Here is a 12,868-nt window from a genome sequence, read left to right on the forward strand (position 1 = left end):
GTACGGGGAATATTACTATGAGCTATAAGACCTGTTGGCTTAGATTGTAAATTTTGGTATTTTTGCCAATATGGGAGAAAAAAAATGCCCAAATTGTGGTAAATGGTCCGAGTGGAATCAAAATTTAAGCGATACTTGTGAGCATTGTGGTGAAATTCTCGCGAAAACCGACCTGGCTTTTGAAGAAAAAAGGGCTGCTCAAAAAAAAATCAACGAAGAACAATGGGTCTTCTTCATTAAGGAGGATGACAGCGATTTTGTAAAAAAATCAAAAAAGGTGGGCAATTTCTTCTATAGCCTCTACATCACCATAATCACAATTATCGCCTGGTTAATCGCAGCTTTGCCCGGGTAATGTCAATAATCCGAAATCCCTATTTCTGGGTCCCATGTATATTGTTCTGGGCCAACCAATACCTTGAAAAGATTCAAGGCCTGTTTTTGCCATTTTTACACAGCTATCTGGATGATCTATTGGCAATTCCTGTAGTCCTTGGCATTACCTTACAGATTTTTAGATGGATATATGCAAAGAACAAACAAATGGTTTTTTGTAGAAAACAAGTTATCATAGGCCTGCTGTATTTTGGTTTTTTATTCGAAGGCCTTTTGCCTGTATGGTCTTCCATTTATGTACGCGATCCTTTTGACTTGGTCTGCTATGGTATTGGGGCCATCTATTTTTGGTTTTTCATTAATGACAGAGGGAGAGAGAAATTAGTAACCCAATGAATTTACGAACACTTTACAAGCATTATCTCAGTGAATTGACCTCCATTTACCCTGACTCAGAAGCAAAAACCTTGGTCATGTGGATTTTTGAAGCTCATTTATCTGTGAGTAGAAAAGATATACTGAACAATAGCCCTATCGGCATTATCCCTGAGTCATTAGAAAAAGCGTTTACCAGATTGATCGCAGGAGAACCCATACAATATGTTTTAGGTGAAGCTCCATTCTATGGAAGATTTTTTCATGTGGCTCCCGGAGTTTTGATTCCCCGAAATGAAACAGAAGAATTGGTGCAACTCATCGTACAAAAACACAAAGGAAAGGTAAAAATTCTTGACCTTGGTACCGGATCGGGCTGTATAGCCATTACCCTTGCTCTGGAATGTGCCAAGGCTGAAGTTACGGCCATTGACATAAGTGATGACGCGCTTGCGATTGCAAAGCATAACGCGGAGACCTTAAATGCAAAGCTTAATTTCGTGAAAAAAGACATTCTCCAAGCTGATTTGCAACTGGGAACATTTGACCTTATGGTAAGTAATCCCCCGTATGTTTTGGAAAGGGAACGCTCTCTGATGCAGAAAAATGTTTTGGAACATGAGCCACAGTTGGCTTTGTTTGTGCCAGATAGTGACCCCTTAAGGTTTTATAAAGCCATAGCTAAACATGCCCGAGAAAACCTGAAGTCCAATGGTTACCTGTATTTTGAAATCAACGAAGCCTTTGGAGTAGAAGTGGTCGAACAAATGAAATTAGAAGGTTTTTCAGACATACAAATTTACCAAGACATCAATGGCAAGGACAGGATCGTTTATGGTAAAAAAACGGAATTAGACAAAAGTACCAAGCCAGAATAACTCATTGCTACTGAAGGTTTGCAAGCCTTCTTCAACTTCTAGAAAGGTGGCATAGGTGATAGGAAAAACATCAGCACCTGAACTAGATTGGTGTTCTACAAACTGTCCTTCTCTTCCATGAACCTGAATGGAACAGTTTGGCAACCATTTCTTAATTTTACCATTTTTTGCCGGAAAGTACCTGATCCCACTATTAAAAAACACAATGTCCATTTCAGGCATATAAGGATTAAGTTGCTCTGAATCTAAAGGGTCAAAGGAAAGAATATTTACAGCTTTGTGATTTTTTAGCAGAAGGTATTTCAAGCCTGCGGTTAAAAATGACTCCTTTTCCACTGTAATATAAAATACAGGGTATTGTTCTTCAAGCAAAATGGCATTGTCATCCTGAAACTCCTTATCAGCAATTATCCCATCAATTTTGATTCCCAGGGACATTATTTTATGCACATTTTGTTGGGTCACCAATACCAAAGGCACCCACTCCAGTAAAGAAGGTAGTAAGTCTGTAGCTGCAATTTCATCAGTCAATACAAGAAGTGCGGGTTCTTGTTGGTCTTTTACAAAATGGTGGGATGACATAAAGCTTGAGAAATAAATATTATTGATTCTTTTTGATAAAATTAAAAGGTTCTTAGTGAAAAAGCATATTTAAACCCGAAATATGCAATAGACATTCTATTACGTGCTGAAATCGCTTTAAAATGCCCAATCGTTGCTGTTTTCAATTTCACCATAGCAGTGCTATGCTAAAATCTCCAAACAGCCTGATTTTCTTGCGATTGCAACACTTCCCGTAAACACGGGACAGGCTTCACCCCTGACTATTGGTCAGGACGGAGAAATCCTATTACATAATCCGAGTTAAAACATAATTTATTCCTTGTCATGCATAAAGGGAGCAAGTTATGGAATACGGATTTAATAATTATGGTCTAAAAGAATTACATCAAAATCATGCTTATAAACCGTATTTGAAGTCATTTTTACCTATTTTTCAATGCTCTGGCCTTTATAGTTAAATAATAGCATTTTTTTTATAATTTTGGACTTCTGCCCTTTGTTTGTCTTTCACCCGGATAAAAGTATCTACAGACAAAGAGGCTGTATCATTAACTTAATTCAAACTATGGCCATTTCTCAACCAATCAACTTCACCAAATGGATCGATGATCACCGTCATTTATTAAAGCCACCAATAGGGAACAAGCAAATGTACCTTAAGAATGATGATTTTATTGTCATGGTGGTAGGTGGACCAAATTCTAGAAAAGACTACCACTACAATGAAGGTGAAGAGTTTTTCTATCAGGTAGAAGGCGACATTACGCTGAAGATAGTGGAAGATGGTGAAATGAAAGAAGTTTCAATTAAAGAGGGAGAAGTTTTCTTACTGCCTCCTAAGGTACCACATAGTCCAAGAAGACCTGCGGATACCATAGGGCTAGTGATAGAAAGATATAGAAAACCTGGAGAAAAGGATGGTTTCTTGTGGTTTTGTGAAAATTGTGACCATAAACTCTATGAGGAATACGCTACAATTACTGATATAGTCAATCAACTTCCGCCAATCATGGATAGATTCTGGGCCAACCCTGAAAATACCAAATGTAAAAAGTGCGGAACAGTGATGCATAAATAAACTTACTACCTTCATCTGAATTTAGAATCATCAGGTGCACTCACTCTATCCATTCCCCTATGGACAATATTGAATTTAGCTTGACCCCTGAATTTGCACATAAAATGGATCAGGATGATCCATTGCGCGATTTTAGAAACAAGTTTTATATTCCAGAAAAAAATGGCAAACAAGTCATCTATTTTTGTGGAAACTCCCTTGGTTTACAGCCCCGCTCAGTAAGTGACTACCTGTCGAAAGACTTAGAAAAATGGGCAAAAAAGGGAGTAGATGGACATTTTGAAGGAGATGTCCCCTGGATAGATGCTAGAAAACCATCCAAAGCCCAATTGGCCAACTTGCTCGGAGCAAGTGAGTTGGAAGTCGTGGCCATGAACAGTCTCAGTGTAAACCTACACTTGCTGATGGTATCCTTTTATAGGCCTAAAGGCAAAAAATACAAAATTCTAACTGAGGCTGGTGCTTTCCCTTCTGACCAGTACATCTTAGAATCTCAGGTCAAATACCATGGTTTCTCTCCAGACAAGGCCATCATTGAAGCGAAACCAAGACCTAATGAACATGTACTCCGTACGGAAGATATTCTGGAGCTAATTCGCAGTCACAAAGATGATCTGGCCTTAATCATGTTCTCTGGAGTACAATATTATACTGGCCAGCTATTCGACATGAATGCGATAAGCAAGGAAGCCAAAGCAAATAACATAATAGTCGGTTTTGATCTTGCCCATGCCGTAGGCAATATACCTCTACAATTGCATGATTGGGGAGTAGATTTTGCCACTTGGTGCAGCTACAAATACCTCAATTCTGGACCTGGAAACGTTTCAGGGATATTTGTCCACCAGAAATACAGTAACGATAATCAGTTACCCAGATTCGCCGGATGGTGGGGACATAACGAAGAAGAACGTTTCAAAATGGAAAAAGGATTCAAACATATGCAGGGTGCAGATGGTTGGTTAGTAAGTAATGACAATGTATTGGGATTAGCAGCCCATCAAGCCTCTCTGGATCTGTTTGCTAAGGCAGGAATAGAGAATTTAAGAAGAAAAAGTCAACTATTGACTTCATACCTGGAATTTGCAATTCGTGAAACGATAAGCGATACAAATTCGTTAGAAATTATAACTCCCTTAAAACCAACAGATAGAGGGTGCCAACTCTCTTTATTGATCCAAAATAAAGGAAAGCGTGTTTTTGATTTCTGGATTGAAAAGGATGTGGTAGCCGATTGGAGAAATCCAAATGTAATTAGGTTGGCACCAACACCCATGTACAATAGTTTTCAGGATGTTTATGAATTTAGTCAAATTCTCAAAAACTCCCTGAACGATTGAACCCTAAGTATTAAACCTATTTAAATAATGAAAGAGAAAATAGACCTATTGGGTGCGGGACTCATTGGATCCCTGCTCGCGATATACCTCAAAAAAAGAGGATTGGATGTAGACATTTACGAAAAACGCCAGGACTGGCGAAAAATAAAAAAGTATGGAGAAGGCCGGTCCATCAACATGGCCTTAAGTTACAGGGGATGGAAAGCCCTCGAAAAAGCTGGCATTAAAGACAAAGTAATGCCTTATACTTTACCTATGTCCGGAAGAAGAATCCATGATGAACATGGTAGTACTTATTTCCAACCTTATGGTAAAGAAAATCAAGCCATCTATTCCATAAGTCGAAACGCATTCAATGCAATTCTTCTGGACGAAGCAGAAGCATTGGGGGCAAATATTTACTTTAACCACAAGGTGGAGAGGGTTAATGTTTCTAAAAGAGAAGTGGAATTCTGTCTGGAAAATGGAGAAGAGAAGCACATGGTCTCCGATATATTGATAGGTTCTGACGGCTCATTTTCTGCCCTTAGAAATGCCTTTCAAAGCCAACTGAGATTTAATTTTTACCAAAAATTCATTTCTCATGGTTACAAAGAACTCCATATTCCTCCAACACCTTCTGGGGAGTTTGCCTTAGATCCTAAAGCCCTTCATATCTGGCCAAGAGGAAAATTTATGCTCATTGCTTTGCCAAATCTGGACAAGTCTTTTACCTGTACCTTGTTTTTGCCTTTCGAGGGTTACAAAGTAAGTTTTGAGAACATCTATGATGACCAGGATGTGGTCCAAATCTTCAAAACTTACTTCAATGATGCTTTTGACCTGATGCCAAACTTACTGGCTGATTTCAAAAACAACCCTACCTCTGCACTTATCAATACTGAGTGCTACCCTTGGACAGAAAACAATGCATTACTAATAGGTGATGCAGCTCATGCGATGGTTCCGTTTTACGGGCAAGGAATGAACTGTGGTTTTGAAGACTGTTATATCCTCGATAATTTAATAGAGAAATATGGTACCTCTTCCTGGGATTTAGTATTTGAAAAATTTCAGAAACAAAGGAAACCAGACACAGATGCCATCTGCCAACTGGCCATGGATAATTTTGTGGAGATGAGTGACGATATAGCAGATCCCAAATTTTTGATAAGAAAAAAAATAGAGGCCAAGCTTCACCAATTGTATCCTAATGAATGGCAGCCTTTATACAGTATGGTTACCTTTTCAGACATGCGCTATTCTGAAGCCTACGCCATAGGTAAGCTTCAAGAAAAAATCATGGACGATGTAATGAAGGATCCCAATGTTACAAAAAATTGGAACAACCTGGACTATGAAGCTATTTTAGCCAAAGTCGAAACATCAGGAGCTGTTTAACCCGAAATGTGCAATAGCGCTTTCATAAAGTGATATAGTCACTACGAAACCTATTGCACATTTGCCTTATAGCTCTATGCCAAGTCTTTGTTCAAAGCCACGGATACCCTGCAATCCACCTGTGTGTATAGCCAGTATTTTACTGCCATTGGGAAAGTAGTCTTTCTCAATCAAGTCAAAGAGGCCAAACATCATCTTTCCCGTGTAAACAGGATCAAGTGGTAGATTTGAATTTTGCTTCAGTTCTTTTATAAACTGTATCAATTCAGGCTTGTGTTTGGCATATCCACCAAAATGGTAGGCAGTATGAATGTCGTAGGTGCATTTGGGGTCGATTTTATGCTTTTGAAGCAAATCATCAATTTCAGAATTGATAAACTGCCCTTTCAAGACAGAAAAGCCTATCAGTTTTTGATTCGGTAAAGCGCTTGCCAACAGCCCGGCAAAGGTACCGCCAGTACCTATTGGAGCGGTAACAAAATCCATACTTAAATCCTGATCGTTCAGGATTTCTTTGGTTCCTTTAATGGCAAGGGCATTGGTTCCCCCTTCAGGAATTAGAAAAAAATTTCCAAACCTGAGCCTTAAGCGCTCAAGTAGGGTAGGACTGTCTTTTTCCCTGTATTCGGATCTACTCATAGGATGTAGAGCCATCCCCTGATTTTGAGCATCCGTTAAGGTTGGATTAAGAGGCGCAATGAGCTCTCCTCTGATCATACCTATTGAATTCAACCCATTGCTTGCGGCCGCAATTGCTGTCGCATGAATATGATTGGAATAGGCTCCACCAAAGGTTAAAACCTTATCATGGCCGAGTTCTTTCGCAGCCTGAAGATTATAATGTAGTTTGTAAAATTTATTACCTTGAACCACTGGATGAAGAAGATCCAGCCTTTTTACTGTGACTTCTATTTGTCTTTCAGTAAATAAAGGACACAAGATCTTTTGATAGATAGCTGGTTTTTTAAGGGCCAAAATAAAATAATTCAATGATTTAAGGTCAAAACTCTTATAGTTTTTGATCAAATCCTAATTTTGTACCATGACAGAGATCACAAATGAAGAATTACCTGAGGAGGACAGCTTTTTTGACCACCACGAACTGAGTGTTGATCCCGGGCAAAGACCCATTAGGATTGATAAATTCATCACTGACAAGCTGGCTTATGCCACCAGAAACAAGGTTCAACAAAGCATTGTTTCAGGAATTGTAAAAGTCAATGGGGAAGTAGTGAAGGCCAATTACAAAACCAAAGCTGGTGATGTAATTACTTTTGCTATGGAAAAAAGCCGCAAAGAGACGGATGTTATAGCCGAGGAAATTCCGTTGGATATTAGGTATGAGGATGACCATCTGATGGTAGTGTACAAACCTGCAGGGATGGTGGTGCATCCGGCACATGGAAACTGGACAGGGACACTTGTCAATGCACTGGCTTTTTATTTTAACAACTTACCGGAGCTTCCTGGAAATTCAGGTCGGCCAGGTTTGGTACATCGAATTGATAAGGACACAAGTGGCCTTTTGGTTATTGCCAAATCTGAAAAAGCAATGAGCCATCTAGCCAAACAATTTTTCGACCACTCCATCGCCAGAACATATGTTGCCTTGGTTTGGGGAGAACCTGAAGAAGATGAAGGAACCATAGACGTACCCATAGGCCGAGGTATAAAAGACAGAAAAGTAATGCAAGCCTATCCTGATGGTGAAACCGGTAAATCAGCAATTACCCACTGGAAAGTAATCAAAAGGCTTCGTTATGTCACCTTGTTGAGGTGCGTGCTTGAGACCGGTAGAACGCATCAGATTAGAGCGCATATGAAATACATTGGCCACCCACTATTTAACGATGCTGTTTATGGCGGAGACCAAATCAGAAAAGGCACACAATACTCAAAGTACAAAGCCTACATACAAAATTGTTTTCAAATATTACCGAGACAAGCACTTCATGCAAAATCTCTTGGTTTCATACATCCAATTACCGAGGAAGAAATATATTTTGAAGCAGAAATGCCACAGGATATGTTAAGTGTTATTGAGAAGTGGGAAAATTACGTGAAGTTCGAAAAATAGCGATTATTGAATTTCTAATCACTCTAATAATTCAGGATACTAAATTCCCATATTTATTTTAAACAGTACCCATTTTTATCATTATTATAAAATTTTAATATTTTTAATGAAAATATTTTCTTAACCTCGATGTTTTATTACATTTGTTACATCAATATAAAATTTTGTAGTCCACTTTGGATTCAATCTTTATTTGATAACGTTCTAAAACACTGTAGGGTGTTGAAATTGGCAGACATGCCCTCCTGTCTCGGGGGTGAGGAATCCGGTTTATCCGGCGTATTGGACAAAGCACACATCGAGCTCAATGTGTTGCCTAACAACCTCGTGGAGGTTCGAATCCTTCCCCTACAGCATCGATACTAAAGCCGATGAATATACGTTAGTATATATTCATCGGCTTTTTCATTTTCCGACGTTCAAATTTTTCTTTTCCCATTCTTTCTTAAGTAATATCCCCTTTATTTTGTATTCTTGAACTGAAAAATGAGTGGAGAACAAATAGATATCAAAAAATCTGGAAAAAAGAGAAAACGATTTCTTAAAATTTTTTCAGTTCTTACCCTGGTAATTGTTTCAATTCAACTAATGCTTTTTTTTGGAGCCGATTGGCTCTTTAGAGAATATATAAAACAACAAGTTGAAAAGGTTTCCAAGGGCAAATACCTGGTAGAGTTTGAAAGGGTATACCTTTCGCTGTTTCAGCGTGGCCTTTTTGTTGAAAATTTCCAACTTCTTCCAGTCAATCCTGCCATTTTCGATGCCGAAAAAATCCCTTATTATAAAATCTCAGTTGATCAACTAGATATTTTAGGACTAAATTTCAATCGTGATGAAGGTGTATTATCCGCTCAGGAACTAAGATTAACAGCCCCAATAGTACAGTCAAAACAACGTATTGGGCTTGTTGAAAATGAAAAAAACAGCCCTTTAAAACAGCTTGAAATTGAAATAAAAAAATCACTGAATGGTTCTTTAAAAGAAATTATAATCGATGATTTTTACATCGATCAAGCCAACCTCTTGATCGAAAATTTTATCAGTCAAAAATCCATTTCGGCTGCCAACACCAATTTGTATCTCAAAAACATTCACTTAAAAGGAGATGATAAAGCAGACATCCCTTTTGGAATTGAAGGTTTTCGTCTGGACTTTGATGATTTTGAGGTTTTACTAGCAGATAGTATTCACAAAGTCACCGCCAAAACCGTGGCTGTTTCCTCTTTGGAAAAACAAATTCTAGCCAATAAGGTAAAAGTCTCTCCAAACCTGAAAAAAACTGGCGATGTATATTATGAAATTCTCCTTGAAAAGCTTGCCCTTGCTGACGCAGACATCATGGAAATGTTTCAGACATCGAAAGTAGCTATAGGTGATTTAGCCCTTGATGCCCCTCACTTCACCCTTTACACGGATAGAAATGCCATGGACGAGGAAGTTAGAGACACTGACTTGTATGGCTTGGTTAAGGATTTACTGGAATCAATTACCATCAAATCCCTTACCATAGGAAATGGACAGTTTTTACAGAGGGGAGTTTTAAACCCAAATAAAAACAGGATAGAAGCTGATGACATCCAATTCTCTATGGAAGATGTTTATCTTGGGCCAGACGAGGAGTTGAAAAAAGACAATTTTTTATATGCCAAAAATGCCACTTTAAAAATTGACAGAGCAAGAATTGCTTTGGCAGATGAAATACATTGGGTATCAGGACACAAAATATACCTTTCTACCTTTGATGATAGGGTAAAAATCAATGAAATAGAACTCAAACCTGAGGTAAATGAAGACAGTCTTTCAAATGCCTCATTGTTTGAAATAAAAGTACCCTTATTGGAATTCGCAAATGCCAATTTGAGAAAAGTATACAATGAAAACATCATTGATATTGGTGAATTATTGATCAATTCTCCCGATGTAGTGATCAAGGATATTTTGGGGAACTCTTCTGAAACAGACAAACCAACACAAATGACCGATTTGCAGGAGCTTACCAAAGGTTTCTTCAAAGCCGTATATGTACAAAAACTTGAAGTAGAGAGTGGAAGCCTGGTTTTAGACAATCACCTTAGGATCAGACAAGACAGCTTAGCATTTGGTAAGATAAATTTTCTTTTAGAAAATTTTCAGTTGGACGATAAGCACATGTCAGACACCTCAGCGAGAATTTTTCTTGCGGACAACCTTAGGCTTGAAATCGACGATTATGCACTTAAGTTATCGGATAACTTACACCTGTTTGTTGCCGATAAAATCCTTATTGATACCAAAAAGAATTTATTGCATGTAGATGGGTTTAAATTAAAACCATTCTCTCCAGAGGCAGTACTTCCTTTATTGGATAAATATGGCAGGACCACCGTTTTGGATATTGAAATCCCCGAATTTTCTGCCACAGGAGTAGACATTAATCAAGCCTATTTCCAGGAAAAACTATATATCAATCACATTGACATACCAAGTCCAATAATTCATTGGACCAAATACATTACAAAGGACAAACGAAAACAAGAAAAATTAGAGCGAGGGGACATACTCGAACTAGTAACCAATTATTTCAAAGTAATCAGTGTAGATTCTCTAAGCACTGACAATGGTACTTTCAACTATGAAAATTTCGCCAACGAGCGCTTTAGGTCCTTTGCCGAAAATGACATTTCCATTAAAATCAGGAACTTTTACCTGGATGAAAATATAGACCCCTCAGCCAACCGCACTTTTTTTTCAGACGAAGTGGATGTTAACCTAAACAATTACCTGTTCAATATAGCCAATGGCAAATACAGTATAGTTGCAGGAAGAATAGGTTTCAATTCTGCTAAAGAAGAAATCAACACCTTCAATGTAAAACTAATGCCGAATAAGGACTTGAAAGCAAAGGTCAGTATTGAGGCCAGTTTTCCCGACCTGAGTTTTAGTGGTGTTGATCTTGAGGCTTTTCTATTTGACAATACCCTTGCACTTACGAAGCTAAGGTTTTCCGATGCTGAGGTCAATTTATCAATAAACCGAAATTTCAGTAAGGGTAAAGTGGAACCTGGTTCTGTCAAAAAGAAAAGCAGAAACCTGCCAAAAACAATTGATGTAATAAAGATTGACTCCATATTGGCTACCAATGGCTCTTTCAACGTGGCCAACTACCAGGAAGGAAATGATCTCGAACTTATTAATACTGGAATAAACATTGCAATAGCTGATTTCCTTCTAGATTCCACTATGTTATCTCAAGGAGACATAGCGAGTTTTTTCTCTACCATGGCCTTGGAGGTAGATGATTTTTCACTGGCTTTAAAAGACAGTATTCATACCGTTACCTTTTCTAAAATTGAGCTGGACTCAAGAGAAGAGGAAATATTAATTGAGAATGTCAACGTGGTACCTAAGGATTTACCTGAAAACCTGAAAGGCCCTATAATTAACGCCCATATTCCCAAGATCACGATTAACACCCGTTCCCTTACTAGTTTTCAAAAGACCGGAATTTTAGATGTTTCTCTGTTACAGCTCACAGATCCTGAAGTCAGCCTGTACCTCAACAAGGAGGAGCCTGCCATAATACTGCCTCCTAAAGAAGAAAAAGAAATAACCAGAAAAATACTGGAAAGTATATTGATCCGAAACTTTAAACTCAAAGGAGGAAGTTTTGCATTAAAAGACAAGGCTGACACCACAAAGCAAAGGGCGTTCAACAATCTCCGTCTAATACTAAGTGAGCTCAATTTTGACTTTACTCAAAAACAGACTTTTAGTTCTGACTTCTTCTTTAATGAAGATTTTCGATTTGAATTTAAAGATTATGTTTTAAATCTGCCGGACAGCCTAAACCAGGTAAGAATTGGTAAATTAATGGTGTCCACTGACAAACTCGTGTTAGACAATGTCCACTTTTTACCTAGAGTAGGGAGGTTTTCCTATGCCAGGATAAAAGGAAAACAAACGGATGCCATGGAGTTGCACGTTCCCAGAATAGTTATTGAAGGGCTTGACCTGAAAAAATTCATCGCTGAAGAAAAGCTAGAGGCTGTCACAATGAGGCTTGAAAGGCCAAAATTGGAGGTCTTTAGAGACAAACGGATTGAAGAAGACACCACGGTAATCAAAATGATGCCTCAACAACTCATGGAGTTGTCTTCACAGGTGATCGAGATGGACACCCTGATTATTGAAGACGGCTTGTTGAGGTACAGGGAATTTCCTATAAAAGGTATGGTGCCGGGTAGAATCACTTTTGATCAGTTCAATGCGAAAATGTACCCATTTAGGTTAGGGGAATTTGGGGAAAATAGGGGTAACCCTAAAGTTGAAGCCACTTTTAGGTTAAACCAATCAGCAGCCCTGAAGGCTTCATTAACCATGAGCTTTATAGACCCTTACCCAATAGCCGTGGACGCAAGTGTTGGACCTTTCGAACTTTCTGCCATTAACTCAATTTTGGCAACAAATGCATTTGTGACCGTAAAAAGAGGGTCGATTAAAGAAGGGAATTGGCACTTCGTTGCGGATAAGAACCACGCCATTGGTGAGATGGTATTAAAATACAACAACTTAAAAGTTCAACTTCTTGACGAAAGGACCTTACAGGGAGCGAGAGGAAGAAAAGGAATTTTAACCTTTGTGATAAATGCCTTGGCATTACGTAAAAACAATCCCCGCCCACTTTTCAATAGACTAGTACCTTCTACTATTTATGTAGAAAGAGTACCCCATAAGTTTGTCTTCAACTATATGTGGAAGGCTACCTTCTCAGGTTTAATGGGTAGTTCAGGCCTAATGCAACCCAAAATCCCCAAAAAAGAGGAGGAAGAATAGAAGAAAAATTTTGCCTCATGCAAAATCA

At 38.4% G+C, this 12,868-nt stretch carries 10 protein-coding genes; 8 read left to right on the top strand and 2 right to left on the bottom strand.

Features of this window, described 5'->3' with window-relative positions; genetic code table 11:
* The first annotated feature begins 70 nt into the window (after positions 1-70).
* The 3 genes from CA2015_RS07825 to prmC are packed head-to-tail and all read left to right on the top strand — an operon-like array spanning position 71 to position 1,589.
* Positions 71-355: a hypothetical protein gene (locus CA2015_RS07825; RefSeq protein ID WP_048641411.1), complete on the top strand. Its 285-nt coding sequence runs from the start codon at positions 71-73 to the stop codon at positions 353-355.
* Positions 355-732 (top strand): hypothetical protein, encoded by a 378-nt coding sequence (locus CA2015_RS07830; RefSeq protein ID WP_048641412.1) that lies wholly within the window; start codon positions 355-357, stop codon positions 730-732. Before CA2015_RS07825 ends, CA2015_RS07830 begins: the two co-directional genes overlap by 1 nt.
* Positions 729-1,589 (top strand): peptide chain release factor N(5)-glutamine methyltransferase, encoded by an 861-nt coding sequence (gene prmC / locus CA2015_RS07835; RefSeq protein ID WP_048641413.1) that lies wholly within the window; start codon positions 729-731, stop codon positions 1,587-1,589. Before CA2015_RS07830 ends, prmC begins: the two co-directional genes overlap by 4 nt.
* Here the strand turns inward: prmC and CA2015_RS07840 are convergent.
* Positions 1,563-2,171 (bottom strand): hypothetical protein, encoded by a 609-nt coding sequence (locus CA2015_RS07840; protein WP_048641414.1) that lies wholly within the window; start codon positions 2,169-2,171, stop codon positions 1,563-1,565. The two genes, prmC and CA2015_RS07840, sit on opposite strands and share 27 nt — an antisense overlap.
* A gap of 547 nt (positions 2,172-2,718) precedes the next feature.
* Between CA2015_RS07840 and CA2015_RS07845 the strand changes: the two genes are divergently transcribed.
* From CA2015_RS07845 to CA2015_RS07855, 3 genes are read left to right on the top strand one after another with little or no spacing between them, the layout of a single operon-like run.
* Positions 2,719-3,231 carry a 3-hydroxyanthranilate 3,4-dioxygenase gene (locus tag CA2015_RS07845; RefSeq protein ID WP_048641415.1) on the top strand — a complete coding sequence of 171 codons (513 nt, stop codon included), beginning with the start codon at positions 2,719-2,721 and terminating at the stop codon, positions 3,229-3,231.
* A 59-nt stretch (positions 3,232-3,290) separates the two neighbouring features.
* On the top strand, positions 3,291-4,571 hold the full coding sequence (gene kynU, locus CA2015_RS07850; protein WP_048641416.1) for a kynureninase: 1,281 nt from the start codon (positions 3,291-3,293) through the stop codon (positions 4,569-4,571).
* Between the two features lie 27 nt (positions 4,572-4,598).
* Positions 4,599-5,951 carry an FAD-dependent oxidoreductase gene (locus CA2015_RS07855; protein WP_048641417.1) on the top strand — a complete coding sequence of 451 codons (1,353 nt, stop codon included), beginning with the start codon at positions 4,599-4,601 and terminating at the stop codon, positions 5,949-5,951.
* 66 nt (positions 5,952-6,017) lie between these two features.
* On the opposite strand, the gene CA2015_RS07860 is transcribed toward CA2015_RS07855, so the two are convergent.
* Positions 6,018-6,977, bottom strand: coding sequence for a 1-aminocyclopropane-1-carboxylate deaminase/D-cysteine desulfhydrase (locus CA2015_RS07860; protein ID WP_316934200.1), 960 nt, complete (start codon positions 6,975-6,977; stop codon positions 6,018-6,020).
* 16 nt (positions 6,978-6,993) lie between these two features.
* Between CA2015_RS07860 and CA2015_RS07865 the strand changes: the two genes are divergently transcribed.
* Both CA2015_RS07865 and CA2015_RS07870 read left to right on the top strand, forming a co-directional pair.
* Positions 6,994-8,028: an RluA family pseudouridine synthase gene (locus CA2015_RS07865; protein ID WP_048641418.1), complete on the top strand. Its 1,035-nt coding sequence runs from the start codon at positions 6,994-6,996 to the stop codon at positions 8,026-8,028.
* Between the two features lie 486 nt (positions 8,029-8,514).
* A complete protein-coding gene (locus tag CA2015_RS07870) occupies positions 8,515-12,840 on the top strand; it encodes a hypothetical protein (RefSeq protein ID WP_048641419.1) in 4,326 nt (1,441 codons plus the stop codon).
* Positions 12,841-12,868: the final 28 nt, after the last annotated feature.

The sequence above is a fragment of the Cyclobacterium amurskyense genome, from assembly GCF_001050135.1.
Lineage (GTDB): Bacteria > Bacteroidota > Bacteroidia > Cytophagales > Cyclobacteriaceae > Cyclobacterium > Cyclobacterium amurskyense.

Coding starts and splice junctions, on each gene's coding strand:
- prmC (WP_048641413.1), top strand. CDS start 729: ATGAATTTACGAACACTTTACAAGCATTATCTCAGTGAATTGACCTCC.
- CA2015_RS07840 (WP_048641414.1), bottom strand. CDS start 2,171: ATGTCATCCCACCATTTTGTAAAAGACCAACAAGAACCCGCACTTCTT.
- CA2015_RS07865 (WP_048641418.1), top strand. CDS start 6,994: ATGACAGAGATCACAAATGAAGAATTACCTGAGGAGGACAGCTTTTTT.
- CA2015_RS07855 (WP_048641417.1), top strand. CDS start 4,599: ATGAAAGAGAAAATAGACCTATTGGGTGCGGGACTCATTGGATCCCTG.
- CA2015_RS07830 (WP_048641412.1), top strand. CDS start 355: ATGTCAATAATCCGAAATCCCTATTTCTGGGTCCCATGTATATTGTTC.
- CA2015_RS07845 (WP_048641415.1), top strand. CDS start 2,719: ATGGCCATTTCTCAACCAATCAACTTCACCAAATGGATCGATGATCAC.
- kynU (WP_048641416.1), top strand. CDS start 3,291: ATGGACAATATTGAATTTAGCTTGACCCCTGAATTTGCACATAAAATG.
- CA2015_RS07870 (WP_048641419.1), top strand. CDS start 8,515: ATGAGTGGAGAACAAATAGATATCAAAAAATCTGGAAAAAAGAGAAAA.
- CA2015_RS07825 (WP_048641411.1), top strand. CDS start 71: ATGGGAGAAAAAAAATGCCCAAATTGTGGTAAATGGTCCGAGTGGAAT.